This window comes from Acidithiobacillus sp. TH-A117 (assembly GCF_057473465.1).
In genome coordinates this window covers 18,387-41,056 of record NZ_JBYCKQ010000002.1, presented here as the reverse complement: position 1 = coordinate 41,056, position 22,670 = coordinate 18,387, and the positions used below count along the sequence as shown (strand labels likewise).

The 22,670-nt window shown below is 55.5% G+C and carries 28 protein-coding genes; 16 read left to right on the top strand and 12 right to left on the bottom strand.

Translation table 11 applies throughout. From position 1 onward, the window contains the following. The first annotated feature begins 112 nt into the window (after positions 1-112). From htpX to AC2VLR_RS00380, 7 genes are all read left to right on the top strand, one after another. The gene (htpX, locus tag AC2VLR_RS00410) at positions 113-1,009 is read left to right on the top strand and encodes a protease HtpX (RefSeq protein ID WP_486880358.1); all 897 of its coding nucleotides are present in this window, start codon (positions 113-115) and stop codon (positions 1,007-1,009) included. Positions 1,010-1,061: 52 nt separating this feature from the next. Further along, positions 1,062-1,787, top strand: a complete 726-nt coding sequence (aat, locus tag AC2VLR_RS00405) for a leucyl/phenylalanyl-tRNA--protein transferase (RefSeq protein ID WP_486880357.1) — start codon at positions 1,062-1,064, stop codon at positions 1,785-1,787. Beyond that, the gene (locus AC2VLR_RS00400; RefSeq protein WP_215842973.1) at positions 1,784-2,485 is read left to right on the top strand and encodes an arginyltransferase; all 702 of its coding nucleotides are present in this window, start codon (positions 1,784-1,786) and stop codon (positions 2,483-2,485) included. Before aat ends, AC2VLR_RS00400 begins: the two co-directional genes overlap by 4 nt. 21 nt (positions 2,486-2,506) lie before the next feature. Further along, a complete protein-coding gene (locus tag AC2VLR_RS00395; protein WP_486880356.1) occupies positions 2,507-3,286 on the top strand; it encodes an ABC transporter permease in 780 nt (259 codons plus the stop codon). Between the two features lie 5 nt (positions 3,287-3,291). Continuing rightward, complete coding sequence (gene rnt, locus AC2VLR_RS00390) at positions 3,292-3,897, top strand: ribonuclease T (RefSeq protein ID WP_486880355.1); 606 nt, start codon at positions 3,292-3,294, stop codon at positions 3,895-3,897. Positions 3,898-3,973: 76 nt separating this feature from the next. After that, positions 3,974-4,990: a CDP-6-deoxy-delta-3,4-glucoseen reductase gene (locus AC2VLR_RS00385; RefSeq protein WP_486880354.1), complete on the top strand. Its 1,017-nt coding sequence runs from the start codon at positions 3,974-3,976 to the stop codon at positions 4,988-4,990. A gap of 63 nt (positions 4,991-5,053) precedes the next feature. Then, positions 5,054-5,422 (top strand): hypothetical protein, encoded by a 369-nt coding sequence (locus AC2VLR_RS00380; protein ID WP_486880353.1) that lies wholly within the window; start codon positions 5,054-5,056, stop codon positions 5,420-5,422. A 66-nt stretch (positions 5,423-5,488) separates the two neighbouring features. Here the strand turns inward: AC2VLR_RS00380 and AC2VLR_RS00375 are convergent, their stop codons facing one another. Then, positions 5,489-5,782, bottom strand: coding sequence for a zinc ribbon domain-containing protein (locus AC2VLR_RS00375; protein WP_226818650.1), 294 nt, complete (start codon positions 5,780-5,782; stop codon positions 5,489-5,491). A 7-nt stretch (positions 5,783-5,789) separates the two neighbouring features. After that, complete coding sequence (locus AC2VLR_RS00370; RefSeq protein WP_486880352.1) at positions 5,790-6,728, bottom strand: hypothetical protein; 939 nt, start codon at positions 6,726-6,728, stop codon at positions 5,790-5,792. A 175-nt stretch (positions 6,729-6,903) separates the two neighbouring features. Between AC2VLR_RS00370 and AC2VLR_RS00365 the strand changes: the two genes are divergently transcribed. Genes AC2VLR_RS00365 through AC2VLR_RS00355 form a run of 3 tightly spaced genes read left to right on the top strand, consistent with a single transcriptional unit; the run spans position 6,904 to position 9,149 of the window. Beyond that, positions 6,904-7,530: a TetR/AcrR family transcriptional regulator gene (locus AC2VLR_RS00365; protein ID WP_215842980.1), complete on the top strand. Its 627-nt coding sequence runs from the start codon at positions 6,904-6,906 to the stop codon at positions 7,528-7,530. A gap of 28 nt (positions 7,531-7,558) precedes the next feature. Further along, positions 7,559-8,401: an acetylglutamate kinase gene (gene argB / locus AC2VLR_RS00360; RefSeq protein ID WP_486880351.1), complete on the top strand. Its 843-nt coding sequence runs from the start codon at positions 7,559-7,561 to the stop codon at positions 8,399-8,401. Positions 8,402-8,414: 13 nt separating this feature from the next. Then, a complete protein-coding gene (locus AC2VLR_RS00355; RefSeq protein ID WP_486880350.1) occupies positions 8,415-9,149 on the top strand; it encodes a pyrimidine 5'-nucleotidase in 735 nt (244 codons plus the stop codon). 86 nt (positions 9,150-9,235) lie between these two features. On the opposite strand, the gene AC2VLR_RS00350 is transcribed toward AC2VLR_RS00355, so the two are convergent. Next, a complete protein-coding gene (locus tag AC2VLR_RS00350) occupies positions 9,236-10,249 on the bottom strand; it encodes an HlyD family secretion protein (protein ID WP_486880349.1) in 1,014 nt (337 codons plus the stop codon). A gap of 236 nt (positions 10,250-10,485) precedes the next feature. Here AC2VLR_RS00350 and AC2VLR_RS00345 point away from each other — a divergent pair, with 236 nt between their 5' ends. Next, positions 10,486-11,040, top strand: coding sequence for an acyloxyacyl hydrolase (locus AC2VLR_RS00345; RefSeq protein ID WP_486880348.1), 555 nt, complete (start codon positions 10,486-10,488; stop codon positions 11,038-11,040). Between the two features lie 16 nt (positions 11,041-11,056). Here the strand turns inward: AC2VLR_RS00345 and bioB are convergent, their stop codons facing one another. Genes bioB through AC2VLR_RS00325 form a run of 4 tightly spaced genes read right to left on the bottom strand, consistent with a single transcriptional unit; the run spans position 11,057 to position 13,811 of the window. After that, complete coding sequence (gene bioB / locus AC2VLR_RS00340; protein WP_486880347.1) at positions 11,057-12,001, bottom strand: biotin synthase BioB; 945 nt, start codon at positions 11,999-12,001, stop codon at positions 11,057-11,059. 36 nt (positions 12,002-12,037) lie between these two features. Continuing rightward, positions 12,038-12,319 (bottom strand): YggT family protein, encoded by a 282-nt coding sequence (locus AC2VLR_RS00335; protein WP_101536563.1) that lies wholly within the window; start codon positions 12,317-12,319, stop codon positions 12,038-12,040. Beyond that, positions 12,316-13,143, bottom strand: a complete 828-nt coding sequence (gene proC / locus AC2VLR_RS00330; RefSeq protein ID WP_486880346.1) for a pyrroline-5-carboxylate reductase — start codon at positions 13,141-13,143, stop codon at positions 12,316-12,318. The genes AC2VLR_RS00335 and proC overlap by 4 nt, the downstream gene beginning before the upstream one ends. Further along, on the bottom strand, positions 13,140-13,811 hold the full coding sequence (locus AC2VLR_RS00325) for a YggS family pyridoxal phosphate-dependent enzyme (protein WP_486880345.1): 672 nt from the start codon (positions 13,809-13,811) through the stop codon (positions 13,140-13,142). The genes proC and AC2VLR_RS00325 overlap by 4 nt, the downstream gene beginning before the upstream one ends. A 126-nt stretch (positions 13,812-13,937) precedes the next feature. Here AC2VLR_RS00325 and AC2VLR_RS00320 point away from each other — a divergent pair, with 126 nt between their 5' ends. Genes AC2VLR_RS00320 through AC2VLR_RS00310 form a run of 3 tightly spaced genes read left to right on the top strand, consistent with a single transcriptional unit; the run spans position 13,938 to position 17,330 of the window. Next, on the top strand, positions 13,938-14,987 hold the full coding sequence (locus AC2VLR_RS00320; RefSeq protein WP_486880344.1) for a type IV pilus twitching motility protein PilT: 1,050 nt from the start codon (positions 13,938-13,940) through the stop codon (positions 14,985-14,987). 10 nt (positions 14,988-14,997) lie between these two features. Continuing rightward, positions 14,998-16,122, top strand: a complete 1,125-nt coding sequence (locus AC2VLR_RS00315; RefSeq protein WP_486880343.1) for a PilT/PilU family type 4a pilus ATPase — start codon at positions 14,998-15,000, stop codon at positions 16,120-16,122. Positions 16,123-16,133: 11 nt separating this feature from the next. Then, on the top strand, positions 16,134-17,330 hold the full coding sequence (locus tag AC2VLR_RS00310) for a glycosyltransferase (RefSeq protein WP_486880342.1): 1,197 nt from the start codon (positions 16,134-16,136) through the stop codon (positions 17,328-17,330). Positions 17,331-17,345: 15 nt separating this feature from the next. Here the strand turns inward: AC2VLR_RS00310 and AC2VLR_RS00305 are convergent, their stop codons facing one another. Both AC2VLR_RS00305 and trmB read right to left on the bottom strand, forming a co-directional pair. Then, the gene (locus tag AC2VLR_RS00305; RefSeq protein WP_486880341.1) at positions 17,346-18,473 is read right to left on the bottom strand and encodes an NAD(P)/FAD-dependent oxidoreductase; all 1,128 of its coding nucleotides are present in this window, start codon (positions 18,471-18,473) and stop codon (positions 17,346-17,348) included. A 31-nt stretch (positions 18,474-18,504) separates the two neighbouring features. Then, on the bottom strand, positions 18,505-19,200 hold the full coding sequence (gene trmB / locus AC2VLR_RS00300; RefSeq protein ID WP_486880340.1) for a tRNA (guanosine(46)-N7)-methyltransferase TrmB: 696 nt from the start codon (positions 19,198-19,200) through the stop codon (positions 18,505-18,507). A 41-nt stretch (positions 19,201-19,241) separates the two neighbouring features. Between trmB and purE the strand changes: the two genes are divergently transcribed. Together purE and AC2VLR_RS00290 are read left to right on the top strand one after the other, a co-directional pair. Next, the gene (gene purE / locus AC2VLR_RS00295; protein WP_215842993.1) at positions 19,242-19,739 is read left to right on the top strand and encodes a 5-(carboxyamino)imidazole ribonucleotide mutase; all 498 of its coding nucleotides are present in this window, start codon (positions 19,242-19,244) and stop codon (positions 19,737-19,739) included. Next, entirely contained in the window at positions 19,736-20,881 is a 1,146-nt protein-coding gene (locus tag AC2VLR_RS00290; RefSeq protein ID WP_486880339.1) for a 5-(carboxyamino)imidazole ribonucleotide synthase, read from the top strand. Before purE ends, AC2VLR_RS00290 begins: the two co-directional genes overlap by 4 nt. A gap of 4 nt (positions 20,882-20,885) precedes the next feature. Here the strand turns inward: AC2VLR_RS00290 and AC2VLR_RS00285 are convergent, their stop codons facing one another. The 3 genes from AC2VLR_RS00285 to smpB all read right to left on the bottom strand — a co-directional run bounded on the left by AC2VLR_RS00285 (position 20,886) and on the right by smpB (position 22,539). Then, positions 20,886-21,395, bottom strand: a complete 510-nt coding sequence (locus AC2VLR_RS00285) for a disulfide bond formation protein B (protein ID WP_486880338.1) — start codon at positions 21,393-21,395, stop codon at positions 20,886-20,888. After that, on the bottom strand, positions 21,392-22,009 hold the full coding sequence (locus tag AC2VLR_RS00280; protein ID WP_486880337.1) for a thiol:disulfide interchange protein: 618 nt from the start codon (positions 22,007-22,009) through the stop codon (positions 21,392-21,394). The genes AC2VLR_RS00285 and AC2VLR_RS00280 overlap by 4 nt, the downstream gene beginning before the upstream one ends. A 68-nt stretch (positions 22,010-22,077) precedes the next feature. Next, a complete protein-coding gene (gene smpB, locus AC2VLR_RS00275; protein WP_215842997.1) occupies positions 22,078-22,539 on the bottom strand; it encodes an SsrA-binding protein SmpB in 462 nt (153 codons plus the stop codon). Between the last annotated feature and the right edge of the window lie 131 nt (positions 22,540-22,670).

Below are 22,670 nucleotides of genomic sequence, written 5' to 3'. Positions count from 1 at the left end.
TACGATTCAGCGAACTGTCATAAAAACAGAAGGCAGTGTGTCACAGCGCGGCGCGTATTATCGTAGGAGCCGGGATAGTGATCAGTCGATATTCTGATGGAGCGTGAATGTCATGAAATCATTCAAGAGCATAGCCTTGTTGGTGTTTACCAACCTACTCATTTTTATTGCCCTTTCCATTACTTTTACCATTCTGGTCAATTGGGTTTTACCCGCTTTCGGGGTGGACCTGCGCGGCATGGTCGGTATGGCCGATTTACTCTGGGCTCTGGTCATCGGCTTTGGCGGCGCCTTCGTTTCCTTGTTGCTGTCCAAGCACCTCGCCAGGGCCGGGATGCAGATGCAAAGGATAGAGCAACCTCAGTCCGCCAAGGAGCGCCTGGTCTATGACACCGTGGCCCAACTCTCCACCCGTCTGGGTATTAAAATGCCGGAAGTCTGGGTGTACTGGAATGATGATCCCAATGCCTTCGCCACCGGACCCGGACGCAACCACAGCATGGTGGCGGTGAGTAGCGGGCTGGTGAATCTGCTCAATGATCAAGAAGTCCAGGCGGTGCTCGCCCATGAAATGGGCCATGTCTATAACGGTGACATGGTCAGCACGACTTTGCTCCAGGGGTTGATGAATACCTTTGTATTCTGGTTGTCGATGCTGGCGGCACGTCAGTTTGATGATCGTCCCATGATCGCCTTTGCGGTTTCCATGACCCTGCAGGTAGCCTTGTCTTTTTTGGCATTGATTCCCATCACCTGGTTTTCGCGGCGCCGGGAATTTGCAGCCGATCGTTTTGCGGCCGAACAAATCGGGGCTACAGCAATGATTTCTGCCCTGCAAAAGCTGCATCAACGTGCCACAGCCCTGCATGTCGAGCATGATGCCGTACGTGATCCCATGGCAACGGCTTATATTTCCGGAAGCTGGCAGGGTCTTTTTGCCACCCATCCGAGTCTGGAAGCGCGGGTGGCGGCTTTGCAGGCGCTGCAAAAGGGGTATAGTTATCCCTAGTTTCTGATCTGACGGGGGTGGCTTGTGAAACGGCATTCAGGATTTCATCGTATTGCGTCCTGAGCAGGCAAGACCCGTTCTCCTCAACAGCACGGATCCTTCCGTAGTCTTTCCGGATCCGCTCCATGCCGAAAGTCCTCTGATTGCGGTGGGTGGAGACTTGTCTCCCGAGCGGATTCTTCAGGCCTATGCACAGGGGATATTCCCCTGGTTTGGAGAAGAAGACCCTATTTTGTGGTGGTCTCCGGATCCGCGCGACGTGCTGAAACCGGATGCCGTGCATATCAGCCGCAGTTTGCGTAAACATGCCGACGCTGGCGCTTGGCAAGTACGTTTGGATGGGGATTTTGCGGGCGTTCTCGATGACTGTGCGGCGCCGCGTTCCGGCCAGGGGGGTACCTGGATTACTGATGGAATGCGCAGTGCCTATCTGGACCTGTTCGCCGCAGGGCATGGGCATTGTGTGGAAGTTTTGCAGCATGGCCAGCGCGTGGGCGGGTTGTATGGTGTTGCCCAGGGCGCATTGTTTTTCGGCGAATCCATGTTCAGCCGGGTTCCCGATGCCTCAAAAATCGCCCTGGTCTGGCTGGCGAAACATCTCAGCTACTGGAATTTCGGATTGATCGATACCCAGTTTCTGACCCCCCACCTGCAGAGTATGGGGGCAGGCGAAATGACCCGTGCTGAATTTTTGCAGCACCTGACTTTGCTGAAAAATCAGCCGACGCCCCATGCCTGGCAAGCGTTTTTATCCTGGGATGATGTATTTTGGCCATGAACTTTTTTTTGTCGCCCCTGCAATCCTGTCCTTATCTTCCCGGTCAGGATGAGCTGCTGGTGCTCAGCGATCCGTATGCCAAGCTGGGTGGGCAGGAATATCATCAACTGCTCCAGAATGGGTTTCGGCGCAACGGACCTCTGGCCTATCGCCCCATGTGTCCGCAGTGCGATGCCTGTATTTCGGTGCGCATTCCGGTGGAGCGGTTTCAGCCGGACAGAGGCCAAAAACGGACCCGGGCGCGTAATCAAGACCTGCAACTGCGCGTGACTACACCATATCAGGATGCGCAGCATGCCCGGTTATTTGCCGATTACCAGCGGCAACGACATCCTGATGGCGGTATGGACCTGGAGGCAGAACGTTTATACGCAGAAATGATGACGGAAACGGGTGATGTCGAGGCACGTCTGCTGATATTTGAAAAGGCCGGTGAAGCCTTCGCGGTTGCCCTGGTTGATCTGGTGGACAATGCCCTCTCTGCGGTATATACCTTTTTCCGGCCAGATCTGCCGCAACGCGGGTTGGGCATTTTTGCCATCATGAGCCAGATTGACTGGGCGCGTCGTCAAGGACTGTCTTACCTTTATCTGGGTTATTGGGTCGCAGGCAGTCCCAAAATGGATTATAAAAGACGTTTTTCGCCCCTGGAGGGATTTATGGCCGGACGATGGCGCCCTCTCTCTGTGGCCCGCTGATTCACACAGAAAGACGCATTCATGCACAATGCCGCACCGGACATATTCCGTACATTTTCGCCCTGGGCTTTGACTGGGGTTCTGGGACTGCTGGGCAGCGCCTGGGCGCTCTCGGCCTGGCAGAAGCTCGGGGTAGGCAAGGACCTGCTCTGGTCGGCGCTGCGTGCCACGGTGCAGCTGGGCATCATGGGCTTTGTGCTGGGCTGGTTGTTCCGCCAACATCAGCCACTCCTGCTCCTGGTTTTTCTGGTGCTGATGATCCTGATGGCGGGGCGCTTCAATCGCAAGCGGGGTGCCGGTATTCCCCACGCCTACTGGATCGGGGTGGTTAGTATCGGCATTGCGACCACGGTTACCCTGGCCTGGATGCTGTTTTCCGGCTTGGTATTCTGGCGCGGGGAATCCCTGGTGCCCATTGGCGGGATGATTATCGGCAACGCCATGAATGCCGTGTCTCTGGCGTTGAACCGCTTGCGCAGTGAAGTGGATCAACGCGAGGACATGCTGCTGGCCATGCTGGCATTGGGCGCCGGGCATCGGCAGGCCATGCGCAGCCTCTATGCCATGGTGGTGCGCGGTTCACTGATACCAACCATAGATAGCCTGAAAAGTGTGGGTATGATCCACATACCCGGAATTACGGCGGGCATGATTCTGGCCGGTATGGCGCCCCTTGCCGCTGTTTCCATGCAATTGGTGGTGATGTTGATGCTGACGGCTTCCGTCACCTTGAGTGTTTCTACCGCAGTATTGTTAGCGGCACCATATGCCCTGACATTCGCACAACGAACAGAGGGATAATGCACATGGCCGCACTGGCGGGACGGTTTCGGGGTTTTTTGCCGGTGGTGGTGGACGTGGAAACGGCGGGTTTTGATCCGGAACGCAATGCTTTGCTGGAAGTGGCTGCGGTTATCATTGGCGGCGAGGTAGGGCAACTCAAACCCGTCGCCAGTCATCATTTTCACGTCATGCCCTTTACCGGAGCGGTGCTTGACCCGGCGGCTCTGGCTTTTACCGGCATTGACCCTTTTCAGCCATTGCGCGGAGCGGTTTCTGAAGAAGATGCGCTGCGCGGTATTTTTCGTGCAGTGCGCACGGCGGTAAAAGCCGCGCAATGCCGCCGGGCTATTCTAGTGGGTCACAATGCTGCCTTTGATCTGTCTTTTATCAAGGCGGCGGAAAAGCGTTCCGGTGTAAAAAATAATCCGTTTCATTTGTTCAGTACCTTTGACACGGTGAGTTTGGCCGGCCTCGCCTACGGGGAAACGGTCCTCGCCAAAGCCGCATTGGCGGCCGGTTTGTCCTGGGATCATGCCCAGGCCCATTCCGCCTTGTATGATGCGCAGCAAACCGCCGAATTGTTTTGCAAAATAGTCAATAGTTTTGATCTAAACCGCATATATCCCTGAGACGGTTCGGCCAGCAGTCAACCTCATCGGCTTCTGTTAGAATATCCGCAACTACCTTACTTAAGAGGGGCAAGCGATGCCTTATCGTCTAACCATTGAACCCAGCGGTCACGAACTGGATTGTGACAGTGATGAAACCATTCTCGAGGCGGCACTGCGGCATGGCTTCAATATTCCCTACAGTTGTCGCAACGGTACCTGTGCCACCTGTAAAGGACGTATTTTAAGTGGCGCGGTAGATTACGGGGATGTTGAAGAAAAAGTGCTGAGTGATGCCGAAAAGGCAGAGGGGCTGGCGCTTTTTTGTCAGGCCATGCCTCTTTCCGACCTGAAAATTGAAGTGCGGGAGATCGGCGCCGCCAAGGATATCCAGATTAAAACTCTACCCGCCCGGGTGGCAAAAATTGAAGATGTTGCTCCCGACGTACGCGCGCTGTTTCTCAAAATACCCAGTACGGAGCGTTTGCAGTTTCTGCCTGGACAATATATCGACATCCTGTTGAAGGACGGTAGCCGGCGCGGATTTTCTCTGGCGAATACGCCCAATGACGACGCTCTCCTGGAATTGCATATCAAAAAAGTGGCAGGCGGAGCCTTTACCGGGCATGTTTTTTCGGGCATGAAAGAAAAAGACATTTTACGTTTTGAGGGCCCGCTGGGGACTTTCTTTATTCGTCAGGAATCTACCCGGCCTTTGCTGATGGTGGCTACAGGTACCGGTTTTGCGCCCATCAAGGGGATGCTGGAATCCCTGTTTGCCCAGGGCTCCATTCGCCCGATTCATTTTTATTGGGGAGTCCGTCATGCGCAAGATTTTTATTATGAATCACTACTACAGCAATGGCAGTCACAATACAGCCATTTTAACCTGACCAAAATTGTTTCCCAGCCTGATGATCAATGGTCTGGTCCTACCGGCTATGTGACGGAGCAGGTCGTTCACGATTTTCCGGATGCCAGCGCGTTTGATGCTTATATTTGTGGTCATCCGGATATGGTTTTTTCTTTATCGGCGGTTTTAGAACAGGCCGGGCTGGATTCGGAACATATATTCGCCGATGCATTTGTATTTGCCAAAGCAAAAACAAGCTGACATAATCTTTTTTATTGGCTTCTCAGGCCAAAATGTCAATTTATTTTTCAGGAGTGAGCGAGTATGGAATCCCAAACAAAAAAACGTCATCGTCGTAGTGCCGAAGAACGCCTTGCCGATCTCGAAGAAAAGCAACGGCAAACGGAAATGCGCCTGCGGGAGCAGTTGGCGAAAATTGAGCAGCAGAAAAAGTCCTTGCAGGAAAATCCCCGCGCCAAACGCGAACGCGAAGCCCAGCGGCGTTCGCTGATGGATCGTGTTTCCCGTTTAGTGCCTGATTGGGAACCTACCCAAATCCTCGCAGCTATTGCCGAAGTCCGGGATAGGGTGGGGGAAAATCACCACGCCCTGCAGGAACTGGAAGCCCAAGGCAATGCCTTGATGCAGGAATTGAAGCCACGTCGGGGTCGGCGTCCGCGCAGCGCCCTCTAATCCGATAGTTTAACCAGTAAAGCCCCCGGAACTCAGGATTCGGGGGCTTTTTCTCATGTCAATTTTTTAGCGTTTACAACTCCGCCAACGTTTTAAGGTGGGAACCCGGTGCGCCATGTAGGCGCGAATATACCAAGGCGCATTACGTTTGCGCATCAATTGCCGCACCCGCTGCTGCATGGCCTCCAGCGTCAATTCAGGATCCTTGAAAGCGCCTTCGGCATAGCAGTAGCTGCAATAAATTGGACTGTGACTGCCGTCGCTTTCCGTGCCGCCGCCCTGCGGATCAAACTGTAAGGGCATGCCGCAACTCTGGCAGCGGTTTTTTTCAATTTCCAGTTGCTGTAACCATTTTTTCATAAGCAAATTAGACATCCTCAGGTGCTACCAGTTCAAGGGCTTCAATATAAATATGTGCCATGCCCAGCAGGAAAACGATGTTCGGGATAATGAAAACCAGGGCGGTGGCGACGCCCATTCCCATACTCAGGCCGATATTATACAGAGCCATCGTTCCTGGGGTACCGATAGGAGCAGCGCTATGGGAGATAAAAGGATGACCGGAAATAGCATCCATCATCTGCCAGAACATGTCGGCACTGCGACTGAGTTCGCTGGCCAGCGCCGGGGCAGCGGCAGACAGGGCCATGCTGTAACCGGTATAGAGGATGATGGCGATGATGATGGCCAAGCCGGCTGACAGGGCACCGAGTAATAACATCATCAGCAAGATGGAACCGGGTTTGTTGCGGGCAATGCTGAGGGTATGGCGCAGAGAATTGCTTACCGATTCACCATGCCACAGAGCTGGACCAGACAAATTAAAAACAATAATGGCCAGAACAAAAACCACGGCATTGATCAACATGGCCAGCGGAAACAAAGGTACAAATAGAATAGCCCCTATTCCCGGTATTTTGCAGGCCAGAAAGCCCAGCAGTTCCACCACAAAAATACCCAAAAGCAGAAGACTCTCAATAACTAGCAGGCCAATCAGGCGGGGGAGTGTTTTCAACCCAAAGCGCAGGCTATGCAGAATACCGGGTAAGGCATCTCCCCGGGCTTCATGGAGTAATACACCGCCAGCACCCAGATAGCCCACGCCAAAACTGACAAACAGAATCAGCAGGCCAATACCGGCACCTATTACCCCGCCCGGCCACTGCACAAAAAATTCCAGGCCCGCCATGCCGATAAAAACGGCGAGAATATAAACCAGAATCGGTTGCCAGAGCGTGATACCGCGTAAAGCGCGCAACAACAGTGAAAATGACAGGTCTCCGTGGCTGGGAGAATGACTAAACATGCAGATTTCCTTATTCGGCGATCAAAGGCCATCACTTGGACAAGCATAATGGTTGGAATTTTACTGTAAAGCGACATTCACCTTCGGTGATGGTACACTGACCAGATATTGACCGATTGGTCAGGTGCTTATCAAGTGCCTGATAATAGATGAAAAGGAATGACTGAGGAAATTCATGGATAATATCCAGGCAATAGCAGAAGGAGATGGGCGCCAGCGTATTCTGGCCGCTGCAGAAAAGCTGTTTTCCGATAAGGCTTTTGACGCAGTCTCCATGAGTGCCATTGCCTGTGAAGCAGGGATCAGCAAGGCCAATATTTATCACTATTTTCCCAACAAAGACACGTTGTATCTCGCCGTGTTGCGCATGGCCAGTCATAATCTTCGGGCCGTCCTCAATGAATCTGTCAGTGCCCACGGTTCAGTGCGGGACGTGCTGCGTCATTTTGCCCATAATCACCTCCAGGCGCTCCTCAAAAGACCTGAGCTGGTGCGCCTGGTCTGGCGGGAAATATTGGAAAAAGGCGCACCCAGGGCGCAGGAATTTGCGGAACAGGGTTTTGCCGACATGTTTTCGGCCCTGGTCGATGTGCTCAAACTGGGACAAACCCGGGGGGAGTTCCGGCCGGATTTTGATCCGGCCTTGGTGGCCACTCTCCTGCTCGGCGCCAATGTGTTTTTTTTCCAGTCACGGGATATATTACGTCACTATCCTCCCATTACTTTCGCGGATGATCCTGCCGGATATGATGCCGGTATTGTTGAAATCCTGTTGCGCGGACTGGCACCCGCTACGGCCTGATTTTTGAGCAAGACAGCACGAGACTTCCATGGATAAAAATCCCCAACTGCAAGCCCATGTTCTGGTAGAAGCCCTGCCCTATATGCAGCGTTTCCACGGCCGGACCATCGTCATCAAATATGGTGGAAATGCCATGACGGAGGCCCATCTGCAGGAACAATTCGCCTATGATGTGACCTTGATGAAGCAGGTGGGTATGAATCCAGTGGTCGTCCACGGTGGCGGGCCGCAAATTGGTGCCATGTTGCAGCGCCTGGGGGTGGAAACGCACTTTGTGGACGGAATGCGGGTGACTGACGCGGCGACCATGGAAGTGGTGGAAATGGTCCTCGGGGGTCGCGTCAACAAGGAAATTGTTCAGGGCATCAACCGCGCCGGTGGACGGGCCGTAGGGTTGACCGGTAAAGACGGGGCATTGATTCGCGCCCGGCCCTTGCGCAATGACGCGGTGGATCTGGGCCTGGTGGGGGAGGTCGCCGCCGTCAACCCCGAGGTGATTCACTGGCTGGATCAGGGTGATTTTATTCCGGTCGTGGCGCCCATCGGCGTGGGTTCCCGTGGGGAGTCCTATAACATCAATGCCGATCTGGTGGCGGGTGCTCTGGCGGCTACCCTGAAGGCGGAAAAACTCATTTTGATGACCAACGTGGCAGGTGTGCTGGATCAGGATGGTACCTTGCGCACTCAGCTGAAAGCGGACCAGGTCGCGCAGATGATTGCCGAAGGTCATATATATGGAGGTATGCTACCCAAAATTCAGTGTTGTCGGATGCAGTGGCGGCGGGCGTTCAGGCTGCCCATATTATTGATGGTCGAGTCCCTCACGCCTTGTTGCTGGAAATATTTACCGATGCCGGGGTCGGGACGCTGATTGCCAATACTTTGTGAAAACGCTTCCCGCACCTTCAGGGCGGAACCGCCGACGTTCTTCTGCCGGGTCCCGCAAGCTGCGCCTGCTTGCCTGGCGACGCAAAGCCCTGCCGGTTTTTCTTTTTGACCTCGACAATACCCTTTATGATGCTGATCGGTACTGTTTTCCCTGGATGCACACCCACATCAATGCCTTCCTGATGCGGGAGTTGGGCCTGGAACCGGAAGCGGCAGATCAGCTCAGGCACCATTACTGGCGTCGTTATGGCACCACGCTTGCCGGTCTGCTGCGGCATCACCCGGTTGATCCCCGGGTATTTCTCGAAGCCATTCATCCTCCCGCCTTGTCAGCCGATGTCCCGGAAAATATGCCATTGCGTCATTGGCTGATCCGCCTGCCCGGTCCCATTTATGTGTTTACCAACAGTGTGGCCAGCCATGCCTGGCGGGTACTGGAGCGTTTGCAGGTGGAGGATCTGGTGGAAGAGGTCTTCGACATGGAAAGCGCCGGGTTTCAGGGAAAGCCGCATCACCATGCTTATCGTCAGGTGCTGAGAAGGCTGCGCATTCCGGCCTGGCGCTGCGTGTTTTTTGATGACACCCTGGTCAATCTACGCACGGCCCGCTGGATGGGGATGCAGACTGTGCATATCGAAAAAAAGCGCAGGCGAGCGCGCAGTGCACATCAGCAGGTGCATGCACTTCTGAGCTGGGAGCACTGCACAGTTTCCCCGAAAACCTTCAGATAAAGGACGTTAGTTTAAACTTTCGCGGATGTTGCTTGTGCTCCCGCTGCAAGCAGTAATGGAAGATTTTTGCCACGCCGTTTTGGTTTTCAAAGAATGGGTTTCAGAAATTTGACCCAATCTGGCGCTCCGCCGGTATTGATGGTCACCGATGCGCTGGTGCCAATGCGCAGAGGCAGCTTGGGATCGGGATTGGTGATCATCACTCGCACTGGTACGCGCTGGGTGACTTTTACCCAGTTTCCCGTAGCATTTTCCGGAGGCAGCAGAGAAAACGCGTTTCCAGCCCCGCCACTGAGACTCACCACCTTCCCCTTGAAGGAATGGTTGGGGTACATGTCCACTTGCACATCAGCCTTCTGACCGGGATGCACCCGGTTGAGATCGGTTTCCTTGTAGTTCGCCTCCACCCAGTATTCGCCGTTGCCAATAAGCGGAAAGAGATCCTGGTTGATGTTCACCACATCACCCACATGAATTTTATCGACCTTGCTGACCACCCCGGTGATGGGGGCGTAGAGGGTAGTTTCCGAAAGATACATTTGGGCCGTACCCAAGGCCGCCTTGGCCGCCGCAATCCGGGCAGCATTGAGGCTTTGCTGGGCACGGGTGGCTGAGAGGTTGGCTTTTTCGGCCTGCCATTGTGCCATGGCGCCTTTGGCTGCGGTCATCCGGTTATCGGCTTCCTGGGCGGATAAATATTTTTGCGCCGCCAGAGCCGCCGCCCGCTGGGCATTGCGTTGCGCGTTCTGATAAGTAATCTGGTCGGCACTGACCCGTGCTTCGGCCGCCGCAATATTGGCCTGAATGGCGCTGGTCTGACGTTCAGCCTGGGCCAGTTCCGCTTCGGCTTTTTGTACGTCGTAGTGGTAGGCCTCCGGATCTATTTTGACCAGGGGCTGCCCGGCTTTGACCACTTGATTGTCTTTGACATAAATATCGACAATATGTCCGGTTACCCGGGGGGCAATGTTGACCACATGGGCGTGAATATAGGCATCATCGGTACTGGGATAATAGTCGGCAATCTGAAAATAGGCATAGGCACCGAAAGCGACAATAATGAGGATGATCAGGACTACAAAGCGTTTGAGCCAGCGCATAACTATCCTTTGTTGCAATGACAGCAGCCGATTCCAGAACCGGGCCATAAAACAATCGAAACATTCCGTATATACTGTGTTTCAGCGGTTTTCATCAGGACGACTTGCTGCATCCACCTGTTGTACATTTTTGACAGGATAAGCAGTAAATCGCATACTGACCGTTCGGTTGACACCTTAACCTAAACACTGGATGTCGGCAAGATGATGCAACAAATAGATCTAAAGGAGTAATCATGAAAAACAAGCAGTGGGTCTGGGCTTTCGGCGGTGCGATTTTCGGACTGATGATCTCAGCCCCGGCCATGGCGGATGGTGAAGGGCTGCATATTATTCAGGGCGGCCCCTCATATTTTAATATTGGTTTGGGGGCTTTCAATGCGGCGGGTGTGACCCCAGGCCCCGGATATACAAATTCCACTTTGCCGATGATCAACCTGGAATATCAGACCGGGGCCAAATTATTCGGTATTGGCGCTGTCTATGGATTGATGGCCAACACCAATGGCGGTTTCATGGGCTATACCGGTTTTTATACGGATGTGGCCTGGGACCACTGGGTGCTGACCCCGGTGCTCGCCATGGGTGGATATCATCAGGGCCGTGGCAAGTATCTGGATGGTACTTTTCAGTTTCGTCTGGAGCTGAGTCTGGATTATCAGTTTGCCAATCAGTCCCGTTTTGGGCTGAAAATTGCCCATATTTCTAACGCCTACATCAAGGAAAGTGATCCGGGCGAAGATGAAATCATGCTCAATTACTCCATGCCCCTGTCTTTCGGGGAGCATTGATGTTTAGAGAATCAGATTATCCGGCGTGAAGTCCCAGTTTTTCAAAGAGCATCTGGTCATGACCGCTGCTGGCATTATCGGTGGTCAGCAGGCGGTCGCCCAGAAAAATGCTGTTGGCGCCCGCCAGAAAAGCCAGAGCCTGTAACTCGTCACTCATGCTTTCCCGTCCCGCAGAGAGTCGCACATAGGCTTCGGGAAACATCACCCGGGCTACCGCAATGGTGCGCACAAATTCCAGTCCATCAATGGGTGTGACCGATTCCAGTGGCGTACCGGGAATGGGTACCAGGGCATTGATGGGAATACTCTCCGGGGCCTGGGGAAGTTGCGACAGTACCTGCAACATGCGCGCCCGATCCCGGCGCGATTCACCCATGCCCAGAATCCCGCCGCTACAGATTTTGATGCCGGCATCGCGGACCGCTTCCAGAGTATCCAGACGATCCTGAAAACTGCGGGTATGAATCACCTCCCCATAAAATTCCGGCGAAGTGTCGAGGTTATGATTGTAATAATCCAGTCCGGCCGCCTGCAGTCGCTCGGCCTGTCCACTTTTCAGCATGCCCAGGGTGACACAGCTTTCCAGACCATGTTCCTTGACGACCTGGATCATGGCAGCGACTTTTTCGATGTCCTTGTCGTGGGGGGAGCGCCAGGCTGCACCCATACATAGTCGTTGCGCACCATTGGCTTTGGCGGCAGCGGCAGCGCTGCGCACCGCTTCGATATCCATCAGCGCTTCGGATTTCAGGTTGCTGGCATGATGCACACTTTGTGAGCAATAACCGCAGTCTTCCGGACATCCTCCGGTTTTGATGGACAACAAGGTAGAGCATTGAATGGTATTGGGGTCAAAATGCTGGCGATGGACCTGCTGTGCCGCAAAAATCAGGTCATTGAAAGGCCGTGCATAGATGTCGAGAATGCCGTCCAGGCTATAAGCGTGGGAAGTTGATGTCATGGTGGATTCCGGTTGGTTTTGAATAATGCCGGCGCTTTATACGCCGCCCAGATTGAGAATGGCATTGACCAGCAGACCTTTCAATAACTCGATGAGTAAAAGGGCTACCAGTGGGCTGAGATCCATTCCTCCCAGGGGCGGAATAATGCGTTGCAGAGGATAAAGAATCGGCCCGGTCACCCGATCGAGAAAATGCACAATCGGGTTGCGGGGATCGGGTTGCACCCAGGATAAAATGGCACGAATCAGGATGGCCCAGAACAACAGGGTAAGGACCAGATCGGTCAGTCGCGCCATTTCAATGCTGATGCTATTCATGCGTCTTTCTTCAGTAACTGGCTCAGTGCCCGCCCGCGTTCAGCGGCAGCCGCGAGGGCGCGCTGGGCGAGGGGACGCAACTGTTCTTCCCAGACAGCCAATCCCGCCGCCGTGGTTCCTCCCGGGCTGGTGACCTGGTGGCGCAGTTCGCTGGGGCTGGCCGGGCTGGCGGCAGCCATCTGGGCCGTACCCAGGACGGTTTGCAAAGCCAGCGCCCGGGCCGTGACCCGATCCAGCCCCTGGAGTACGGCTGCGTCTTCCAGGGCTTCCAGAAACAAAAGCACGTAGGCCGGACCGCTGCCAGCCAGTGCCGTAGCCGTATCCATCAAGGCTTCATCGTGGAGCCAGAAGACCTTGCCGACCCCGGAAAAAATCTGCTGTACCGTGTCACATTGGCTGGCGCCGACGTTTGCTCTGGCGAACAGGGTAGTGGCGCCAGCACCGATCTGGGAAGGGGTGTTAGGCATGGCGCGGACGACGGAGATTTCTTCGCCCAGTAAAGCCGTGATTTGTGTGCTGGAGATGCCGGCTGCCACAGAGACAAAAAGTGCGGACCCGCTGCGCAAGGTATCACCCCATTCGTGGAGGATGGCAGGCATCTGTTTGGGCTTGGCAGCATAAATCACGACACTGTTTTCCGGTAGCTTTTCCACTTGGGCAGGACGACTGCGGACCCCGAATTCCTCGGCAAGGGCTCCCCGATGCAGAGTGCTGGGAGCATGTACCTGAATACTCTCGCCAGGAATACCCTGTTGGCGCATGCCGGAAATAAGCGCGCGGGCCATATTGCCTGCACCAATAAAAACAATGTGTTGTTCAGTCATAAGCTCTCCTGGTGACGGCGGCCAAACAAAATGGTGCCCAGCCGGACTTCAGTGGCACCATGAGCCAAAGCCTGGATGTAGTCCGCTGAGGTTCCCATGGAAAGGGTGTCCAGATCGGGGTATTTCCCGGTGTTCTGCAGCGCGTGAAATAAAGCCTGCATCTGGGTAAAATTGCCCCGGGCCTGATCAGGGTCGGGATGCACCAGGGCCATCAGTCCCCGCATGCGCAGATGGGGCAGCTTCTCGATCTCGTTTGCCAGGGCTTCCAGAGCGGCTGGCAGGCATCCGCCTTTACTGTCTTCCCCGCTGACCGCTACTTCAACCAAAACATTGAGCTTTGTGGCGGCTCCCTGTCTTGCCGCATTCAGACGCTGGGCAAGGAGGGGGCGGTCCACACTTTCAACCCAGTCAAAATGTTGCGCAATCTCGCTTGTTTTATTGCGCTGAATCCGGCCGATGAAATGCCAGCAAACAGGCTGTAGATCCTGCAGGGTGGCCTGTTTTTCCAGCGCTTCCTGCACATAGTTTTCACCGAAATGGCGCAGTCCCAGAGCATGGGCTTCCCTCAGAACATTGGCGGGAACCCGCTTGCTGACTGCCAGCAAGGTGGTGCGGTCAGATGCAGTCAGGGTACGTTGGACCTGCGCAAGATTTTCAGCAAGTGACATGAGACTCCCGAACGTGGGCGAAATGGCCAATGTCGACTATAGTAACGCCCAAAGGACCTGATGCCCAAATAACGCCCAAATGATGGCCAGATGATGAAATCCCCATACCCAGTGGAGAGTGGATAAATGGATATCGCAGAATTGCTCACCTTTGCCGTGAAAAACAATGCCTCGGATACGCATATTTCAGCGGGGCTGGCCCCCATGCTGCGCATCAACGGCGACATGCGTCCTCTGAATGTGGAGGCGCTGGATAGCAAGGCCGTCCACGCGATGATCTATGACATCATGTCGGATTCCCAGCGCAAATGGTATGAAGAAAATCTCGAAATCGATTTTGCCTATGAGTTACCGGGCATCGCCCGGTTTCGGGTCAATGCCTTTAACCAGGACCGGGGACCGGCGGCGGCATTCCGGACCATTCCCGCCAAGGTGCTGAGCCTGGAAGAATTGAATGCCCCGAAATCTTTCACGGAAATCATTAATATACCCCGTGGGCTCGTGCTGGTGACGGGGCCGACCGGATCAGGAAAGTCCACGACACTGGCGGCCATGGTAGATCACATCAACGCCAATCGGCCGGATCACATCATTACCATTGAAGATCCCATTGAATTTATCCATACGGCGAAAAAGTCGCTGGTGAACCAGCGGGAAGTGGGTCCCAATACCCATTCCTTCGAAAACGCCCTGCGCTCGGCCCTGCGTGAAGATCCGGACATCATTCTGGTGGGCGAATTACGGGATCTGGAAACCATGCGTCTGGCCCTGACCGCCGCAGAAACCGGACACATTGTTTTCGCCACCCTGCACACCAGTTCTGCACCCAAAACCATTGACCGTATTGTCGATTCCTTTCCGGGGGGTGAAAAAGACATGGTTCGCGCCATGCTCTCGGAATCCTTGCGGGCGGTCATCTCCCAGACCCTGCTCAAAACTGCCGACGGTAAGAGCCGGGTACCCGCCCACGAAATCATGATCGCCACTCCCGCCATCCGTAATCTGATTCGCGAAAATAAGGTGGCGCAGATGTATTCGGTGATTCAAACCGGACAGAATCAGGGGATGCAAACCCTGGATCAGTGTCTGGCGGATCTGGTGCGGGCGCATAAAATCACCCGCGAAGAAGCCATGCGCCGGGTGCAAAACAAAGACAGTTTCATGAACGTGGCCTGAGGACGATTGCATGTCGGTACTGGATGATTTGTTGGCGTTGATGGTCGAAAAAAATGGTTCGGATCTTTATCTGACGGTAGGTTCCCCGCCGGTCATGAAAATTGACGGCCGCGCAGTGAGCCTGGGTACGGACATGTTGAAGCCCGGTCAGGTGCTGGGTCTGGCCAAGGAAATTCTGGGGATGGAGCGTCTCCAGGAATTCCAGCATGAAAAAGAAGTGAATATGGCGATTTCGGCCACGGGGATCGGGCGCTTTCGCGTCAATGGGTTTTATCAGCGCGGCGAGCTGGGGTTTGTTTTACGCGCCATCAAAACCCAGATCCCGACTTTGGAGCAACTCAAGTTGCCGCCGGTACTCAAGGACCTCGCCATGACTTCCCGGGGCCTGGTGCTGTTTGTCGGGGCGACGGGTTCGGGCAAAAGTACTTCTCTCGCCTCCATGATTCAGTATCGTAACCAGAATGCCGCCGGGCACATCCTCACCATTGAGGATCCCATTGAGTACATTCATAAAAACAGCAAATCCATCGTCAATCAGCGCGAGGTGGGGATTGATACCCTCAATTATGAGAGAGCTCTGGAGAATGCCCTGCGCGAAGCCCCCGATGTGATTCTGATCGGCGAGGTGCGCAATCGGGATACCATGGATCATGCCATGGCCTATGCAGAAACCGGCCATCTGTGTATGTCCACCCTGCATGCCAATAACGCTAACCAGGCAGTTGAGCGCATCATCAACTTTTTCCCAGAAGACCGCAAAAAACAATTGCTGATGGACTTGTCTCTGAACTTGAAAGCCGTCGTTTCCCAGCGCCTGTTGCCCATCAAGGGCCAGGGGGGACGTATTGCGGCGATGGAAGTGCTGATCAATACCCCGGCCATTGCCGATCTGATTTATAAAGGTGAGGTGGGCCTGCTCAAGGAGGCCATGGGTCGAACCAACGACGTGGGTATGCAAACCTTCGATCAAAGTCTCCTCAGACTTTATGCCGATGGCCTGGTAGAGTATGAAGATGCACTCCGCGCTGCCGATTCCCAGAATGATCTGCGCTTGGCCATCAAACAGGATTGTCTGCGCCGGGGACTGGACGACCCGGGGGCAACGCATTCTGCCGAAGCCAAGTGGCAGGTCTGACGGCAACCTCCTTGCTGTGGCTCCTAGATATTCTGGTGGGTGGAGTTTTACTCGCCTGGCTGGTCCTGTTTTTTGGTCGGGGTTATTTCTGGCGCGCTGATCAGCGCCTCCCAGCCTTGCCGCCAGCAAGCTTGGCGGATCATCAGCAGGCTTCGTCAGCGTGCCTGCCGGGCGTCGTTGCCATTGTTCCCGCGCGCAATGAAGCTGAAGGCATTGGCCCCTGTGTCAGCGCCCTGCTCAGTCAGCATTATCCAGGTGCCTTGCGGGTGATGGTGGTAGATGATCAGAGTACGGACGGGACCGCAGATATTGCTCAGGCAGCGGCAGAAAGCATCGGTGCCGCCGGGCGCCTGCTGATTCTTGCGGGCAAGGCGCTTCCCGAAGGTTGGGCGGGTAAGGTCTGGGCCATGCAGCAGGGTGTTGCCGCCGCCGGGGAGGCGCCGCTCCTCTGGTTTACGGATGCCGATATCGTCCATGGTCCGGATGTGCTGGAAAAGCTGGTGCTGCACCAGCAGCGCGATAATCGCGCCCTGGTTTCCCTGATGGTGATGCTGTCCTGCCGCAGTTTCTGGGAGCGCCTGCTGATTCCTCCCTTTATTTTCTTTTTTCAGATGCTCTATCCCTTTCCCTGGGTCAATGACCGGCGCCGCCCGCTGGCCGGGGCTGCAGGCGGATGTATGTTGCTGCGTCGGGATCTGTTATTGCAGGCGGGTGGTTTTGCCGCCATGCGCGGGGCACTGATTGATGATTGCACCCTGGCTGCCCTGATGAAAAAACAAGGCCCCATCTGGCTGGGGCTGGGAACTGAAAGCCATAGTTTGCGCGATTATCGGTTTCTGGACGAAATCTGGCGGATGGTGACGCGTTCGGCTTACGTGCAGTTGCAATTCAGCCCCTGGCGCCTGCTGGAGGCCACTCTTGGGATGATATTTCTTTATGCGCTTCCGATGGTTATGCTGGTCGCCGGATTGGTTTTGCCGCAATGGCTCTGGACGACGTTGTCAGGGCTCGCCCTGGGGCTGATGGCCTGGGCTTATGCTCCCAGCGTCAGATTGTATGCTTTGAACGGTCTGTGGGTATTGACTCTGCCCGTGGCCGCCATGCTCTATACGCTGATGACCCTGGATTCCGCTCGCCGTCACTATCTGGGCCGGGGTGGCGCCTGGAAGGGGCGCCACTATGACCAGTCTGGCGAAAAACGTCCCTGATCGGGACCTTGAACGTTAGCGATAATGCAGCAGATAACGCCACTCAAAAGCCATTTTGGCGGCGTGCCAGAGGGGATTGGGTAAAACACTTGCGTGGTCCTTGTTGCGAAACACCATGATGCCACTGTCGAGGGTGTCGACAATGCACACCAGTTCCGCCCGGAAGGCTTTATCAGAAGGCTTGTTGGTGAGATGTAACAGCGCGTTGTGAACAGCCGCTTGCGCCTGCAGGTCGGCGGTATGTCCCTGTTTGGGAAGCCAGTCGGGACTGTTCGCATAAGAACCTGCGTCTCCCACCACAAAAACCCCCGGATGCTCAGGGACCTGACAGTATTCATCCGCCTGAATAAAGCCGCCAGCAGATAGCGGCAATCCCGATGCTGCTGCCCAATCGGGGCCGGTCATGCCGGGCATAAACAGAATCAGGTCGGCGTCAATATCGCCGCCTTCGGTCATCACTTTGTCGGCAGCAAATCCGGTGATTTTGTGGCCCAAGTGGGTCTGGATATGGCGTTTCTCCATCTCGCTCAGCAATCCCGCCACGGCCTTGGCACCGAGGCGATTACCGGGTTCGGTCATGGGGTTGAAAAACACCAGCTGGATTTGTTCGCGCTTGCCGATTTTGCGCAGATAACTGTCAATCCCAAAGAGCAGTTCAAAAACCGGCCCGCCGCGCACTGCTGTCGGTTCCTGGGGGTTGCCTGCAAAGCCAAAAGCAATGGTGCCTTTATCCAGGGCCGCCAGGCGATCACGAATTTGCTCCGCCACTTCGATCCCGTCACAAATGGCCAGGCTGTGTTCGATGCCCGGCAATTTGCGCAGCCCCCGTCCGCCACTGGCAATAATCAGCACATCGTTGTCGATTTCGCCCTGATCGGTGATGACGGTTCGACCAGCATCGCGCAGTCCGGTGACCCTTCCGGCATGAAACTGCACCTTTTTGCGCTGAAAAAAGCGCTCCAGGGGAATACGTAGCTGCTCGCCCTGACGTAATCCAGTGGGAATCCAGATCAAGCTGGGGTAATAAATGAATTCTGCCCGGGGTGCGATAAGGGTGATTTCCGCATCCGGTAGCTGCCGCCGCATTTGCCGCACTGCCGTCAAACCCCCGAAGCCTGCTCCGATAATGCTGACTTTGTGCATGTTGCCTCCTCACTGATGGTTTTGTATGAAATTATCCATTCACCCGACAAAAGACCAGATCATAAACGCTATGGCCGAGTTTTTCGCCGCGCCTTTCAAAGCGTGTCGGGATGCGGTTGGCGGGGCGCCCGGCAAAACCTTTATCTGGCTGGATATTGTGCAGGCCCCGGGTTTGATTGAGGACGGTCAGCATTTGCTCGGCATAATCCGCCCAGTCAGTAGCCAGTTGTAATTCTCCGCCTATTTGGAGGAGCCGGCACAGCATATCCGCAAATTCCGGCTGAATCAGGCGGCGCTTCTGTTGCCGGGTTTTCGGCCAGGGGTCGGGAAACTGAATGATGATGCGCTGGAACAGGGCATCGGGCAGGGTTTTCATCCAGGCGACCACATCATCATGGACAATGCGGATATTGTTGATACCGGCATTATCCATTTGCAGCAACAACGATCCCACCCCCGGCGTATGGACTTCAGCGCCAATAAATCCCTGCTCGGGATGAGCGGCCGCCAAGGCGGCAAGATGTTCGCCGTTACCAAAGCCGATTTCCAGGGTGAGGGCGCGTTGCCCGTTCCAGGGATCCTGCCAGGGCTGTTCTACCGGTATTTTCAGGGCCGGTAGCAGGTTGTCGATAATGCGGCTTTGTGCCGCCGTAATACGCCCTTGACGCAGCACAAAGCTGCGAATCGGGCGGTGTCTGGTATTGAGCGCTTCTTCCATGACAGGCATTATAACCCGTTTAATGTAAAGGCCCAGAGAGGAGAACAGGCATGGAACATCCCCTGGTTGGGGTGGTAATGGGCAGCAACAGTGACTGGGAGGTCATGGCCGCTGCGACAGAACAGCTGCAGGCGCTGCATATTTCCCATGAAAAACGGGTCGTGTCGGCGCATCGCACCCCGGACCTGCTCTTTGAATATGCGGCCACGGCCGCCTCCCGGGGGTTGCGCTGCATTATCGCCGGAGCGGGGGGGGCGGCGCATCTGCCCGGGATGCTGGCGGCCAAAACGATACTGCCAGTATTGGGTGTTCCGGTTCCGTCCCGGCATCTCAACGGCATGGATTCTCTTCTGTCCATTGTCCAGATGCCCAAGGGTGTTCCCGTGGCAACTTTTGCCATCGGTACGGCGGGGGCCGCCAATGCCGGCCTTTTTGCGGCGGCTTTGCTGGCTGCAACGGATGCTTCCCTGGCTCAACGCCTGCAGGAGTTTCGCCAGCACCAGGAGGCGATGGTCCTGGGTATGACCTTACCGGAGTCCCCTTCGTGATCCTGCCCGGTGCCACCCTCGGCATTTTGGGGGGAGGGCAGCTGGGACAGATGTTCGTACTGGCGGCCCGACGCATGGGGTACCCGGTGTGGGTACTGGATCCCGACCCGGATTGCCCGGCGGCAGCAGTAGCTGACCAGCATCTTTGTGCGGCCTACGATGATCCTGCCGCCTTGCAGGCTTTGGCGGATCACTGTGCAGCGGTCACGGCTGAATTTGAAAATGTCCCGGCTTCGGCCATGCATTATTTGGAAAAGCGCATCCCCGTGCGTCCCGGTGCCGAGGCCTTGGCCATTGCCCAGGATCGGGCGCGGGAAAAATCCTTTTTTCAGGAACTGGGTCTGGAAACTGCTCCTTTCGCCGTGTTACGGCAGATGGAGGACGTGAACTCAGCGGCACAGCCCACGACGGAACCTTTACCCTTTCCCGCCATTCTGAAAACCACCCGCTTTGGTTACGATGGCAAGGGGCAAAGGGATGTGACCACGGCCAGCGAACTGGCTGCCGCCTGGCAAAGCCTGAATACGCCCGAAGCCATTCTGGAATCCCGTATTCAGCTGCAACAGGAGTTTTCCATCATTCTGGCGCGGGCTGTGGACGGCATGATGGTGTTTTATCCGGCGGCTGAAAACATCCACCACCAGGGCGTGCTGGATCTCAGCATTGTTCCGGCCCGGGTCCCTGAAGCCCTGCAGACCCAGGCCCGCCACAGTGCGGCGCGCATCGCCACCGCGCTGGATTATGTGGGGGTGCTGGCCGTCGAATTTTTCGTGTCTGCGAAAGGGCAATTACTGGTGAATGAAATGGCCCCCCGTCCCCATAACAGTGGTCACTACAGCATCGATGCCTGTGTCAGTAGCCAGTTTGATCAGCAGGTGCGTGCACTCTGCGGCTTGCCCCTGGCTGATACCCGTCTGATCAGCCCGGTGGTCATGATGAATCTGCTGGGAGATTTATGGGAAGCCGGAGAGCCCGACTGGCAGCAGCTGCTGCAGCATCCCCAGATCAAGCTGCATCTGTATGGGAAAAAAGCGGCTCGTCCCGGCCGCAAAATGGGTCACGTCAATGCCCTGAGCACTGAAGCGGAGCGGGCTTTGTCCGTTCTGGAAACCCTGCGTCAGGACTGGCACTGGCCGCGTTGACAGTTCAGGATCGGGCGCGGCCCAGCAAATGCTGGGCAATCAGTAAAATCACCGCGCAGCCCAGAAAAAATACGATACTCCAGTGGGTAACCGGCCATCCGGCCAGGGTTCGGGTGCCGGCCAATGCGCAGGAGCCATGTCCCGACAGGGTCGCCGCAAAAGCTTTGCCCCAGCTTCCCAGCGCCGGATTGCCTTGAAATACCTGTACTGCAGCACAAGAATCTAACCGGGCCTTGGCCATTAGCGCCAGATGCCACTGCCAGCCGGCCAGTGCCGCACCGGCAAGGGCATAGAGGGCCGCCAGTATCCATAAACCCCGGCGTATGCCGCCCTGCCAGAAAAACCCCATGGCTACGATGAGGATCACGGCGAGATCCGCCAGACGCTGATACACACACAGGCTGCAGGGTTGTTCGGCACGGGCGAACTGCAGCCAGAGCACCAGCGCAAAGGCCAGGATCCCGGCGCAAATCACCAACCCTGCCAGCCAGGAAGCGCGACGCGTGACAGTCATTGTGCGTGAATGATTTCTGCCCATTGTCTATTGTCCGGAAGTCCGGCGACATAGTGGGTTTTGCCGCCCGCACGAAAGACTAAAAACGGTACGCTGGCTCCGGGAATCCCCAGCACTTCGGCTTCCTTGTTGATCAACAGGGAAGCATTGAAATCCAGCGCCGGACGCATCTTTTTTTGCACGGCAGCAGAGGCAGGGGGAATACCGCCTTCCGGACCACCCTCGGTGCTGAACTTGTCTTCATTGATTTTCATGGCCGCCAGCGGGTCGGAGGCGGCGAGAATGGCAGCCGCCTTGCCGGCACTACTGGGGGTGAGAAAGCCGACCGTAATGAAACGCACCCGAACTTGCCGGCTGGTTATGGGATTTTGCAGCCAGGTATAGATTTCATGACAATAGGGGCAATTGGGGTCGTAAAAATCATAAATAACAGGTCCCTTGCTACCTTCCTGGATGTACCGGGTATGGGCCAGGGCTTGCCAGTAGTCGAGATCCCCATCGCTGGTCGCAGGGCTGGCCACGGCAACAGACACGACACTCTGCAAAAGCAGGATCCCGAGTAGGATGCCGATAATCCCGACAGAATAACGCCATGCTTTCTTGCAGTAGAACATTCCCTGTTTACTCCGTATGAATTTCATTGGAAATTTGGCATCCGCTAGTGACCCCCAGAAATGCGGCCTCAGAAATTTCTGGAGCCGCCCTTCATGATTCTCGCCTTGTCGCGTTGCCATTCCCGATCTTTGATCGTCGCGCGCTTGTCATGTTCCTGTTTGCCCTTCACCAAGGCAATTTCGGTTTTGGCGCGACCCTGTTTCCAGTACATAGCCAGGGGCACCATGGTGAAACCCTTGCGTTCGACGCTGCCGATCATGCGGTTGATCTGTTCCCGGTGCATCAGCAGCTTGCGGGTGCGGGTGGGGTCGGGATGAATATGGGTGCTGGCGGTCAGCAGGGGGCTGATATGGGCACCCAGTAACCAGAGTTCACCCTCCTTGACGATGACATAACTATCCTTGAGGTTCAGGCGCCCGGCACGCAGGGACTTGACCTCCCAGCCTTCGAGGACAATGCCGGCCTCAAAGCGCTCTTCAATGAAATAATCGTGTTTCGCCTCGCGATTCAGGGCGATGGTGCTGCTCATTGCACAACTCCTGTGCCAGTCAGCCGCTCATTGTACGTGAAAGAAGGCCCTGACAGAAAGTGGCGCAGCAAGTGGCATTGACTTTACCCTTCCTCCTGTGAAATTTTGGCGCGGGGATGAGGGAGGAAAAC

What these genes read in the sequence shown, in the direction of transcription:
- AC2VLR_RS00350 (WP_486880349.1), bottom strand. Translation starts at nt 10,249, where the DNA reads ATGCGCTGGCTCAAACGCTTTGTAGTCCTGATCATCCTCATTATTGTC.
- AC2VLR_RS00325 (WP_486880345.1), bottom strand. Translation starts at nt 13,811, where the DNA reads ATGTCACTTGCTGAAAATCTTGCGCAGGTCCAACGTACCCTGACTGCA.
- purE (WP_215842993.1), top strand. Translation starts at nt 19,242, where the DNA reads ATGGAACATCCCCTGGTTGGGGTGGTAATGGGCAGCAACAGTGACTGG.
- rnt (WP_486880355.1), top strand. Translation starts at nt 3,292, where the DNA reads ATGGCCGCACTGGCGGGACGGTTTCGGGGTTTTTTGCCGGTGGTGGTG.
- argB (WP_486880351.1), top strand. Translation starts at nt 7,559, where the DNA reads ATGGATAAAAATCCCCAACTGCAAGCCCATGTTCTGGTAGAAGCCCTG.
- AC2VLR_RS00370 (WP_486880352.1), bottom strand. Translation starts at nt 6,728, where the DNA reads ATGTTTAGTCATTCTCCCAGCCACGGAGACCTGTCATTTTCACTGTTG.
- AC2VLR_RS00385 (WP_486880354.1), top strand. Translation starts at nt 3,974, where the DNA reads ATGCCTTATCGTCTAACCATTGAACCCAGCGGTCACGAACTGGATTGT.
- AC2VLR_RS00380 (WP_486880353.1), top strand. Translation starts at nt 5,054, where the DNA reads ATGGAATCCCAAACAAAAAAACGTCATCGTCGTAGTGCCGAAGAACGC.
- AC2VLR_RS00315 (WP_486880343.1), top strand. Translation starts at nt 14,998, where the DNA reads ATGTCGGTACTGGATGATTTGTTGGCGTTGATGGTCGAAAAAAATGGT.
- smpB (WP_215842997.1), bottom strand. Translation starts at nt 22,539, where the DNA reads ATGAGCAGCACCATCGCCCTGAATCGCGAGGCGAAACACGATTATTTC.
- AC2VLR_RS00375 (WP_226818650.1), bottom strand. Translation starts at nt 5,782, where the DNA reads ATGAAAAAATGGTTACAGCAACTGGAAATTGAAAAAAACCGCTGCCAG.
- AC2VLR_RS00395 (WP_486880356.1), top strand. Translation starts at nt 2,507, where the DNA reads ATGCACAATGCCGCACCGGACATATTCCGTACATTTTCGCCCTGGGCT.
- AC2VLR_RS00280 (WP_486880337.1), bottom strand. Translation starts at nt 22,009, where the DNA reads ATGTTCTACTGCAAGAAAGCATGGCGTTATTCTGTCGGGATTATCGGC.
- AC2VLR_RS00345 (WP_486880348.1), top strand. Translation starts at nt 10,486, where the DNA reads ATGAAAAACAAGCAGTGGGTCTGGGCTTTCGGCGGTGCGATTTTCGGA.
- bioB (WP_486880347.1), bottom strand. Translation starts at nt 12,001, where the DNA reads ATGACATCAACTTCCCACGCTTATAGCCTGGACGGCATTCTCGACATC.
- AC2VLR_RS00335 (WP_101536563.1), bottom strand. Translation starts at nt 12,319, where the DNA reads ATGAATAGCATCAGCATTGAAATGGCGCGACTGACCGATCTGGTCCTT.
- trmB (WP_486880340.1), bottom strand. Translation starts at nt 19,200, where the DNA reads ATGCCTGTCATGGAAGAAGCGCTCAATACCAGACACCGCCCGATTCGC.
- AC2VLR_RS00320 (WP_486880344.1), top strand. Translation starts at nt 13,938, where the DNA reads ATGGATATCGCAGAATTGCTCACCTTTGCCGTGAAAAACAATGCCTCG.
- AC2VLR_RS00365 (WP_215842980.1), top strand. Translation starts at nt 6,904, where the DNA reads ATGGATAATATCCAGGCAATAGCAGAAGGAGATGGGCGCCAGCGTATT.
- proC (WP_486880346.1), bottom strand. Translation starts at nt 13,143, where the DNA reads ATGACTGAACAACACATTGTTTTTATTGGTGCAGGCAATATGGCCCGC.
- AC2VLR_RS00305 (WP_486880341.1), bottom strand. Translation starts at nt 18,473, where the DNA reads ATGCACAAAGTCAGCATTATCGGAGCAGGCTTCGGGGGTTTGACGGCA.
- htpX (WP_486880358.1), top strand. Translation starts at nt 113, where the DNA reads ATGAAATCATTCAAGAGCATAGCCTTGTTGGTGTTTACCAACCTACTC.
- AC2VLR_RS00285 (WP_486880338.1), bottom strand. Translation starts at nt 21,395, where the DNA reads ATGACTGTCACGCGTCGCGCTTCCTGGCTGGCAGGGTTGGTGATTTGC.
- AC2VLR_RS00400 (WP_215842973.1), top strand. Translation starts at nt 1,784, where the DNA reads ATGAACTTTTTTTTGTCGCCCCTGCAATCCTGTCCTTATCTTCCCGGT.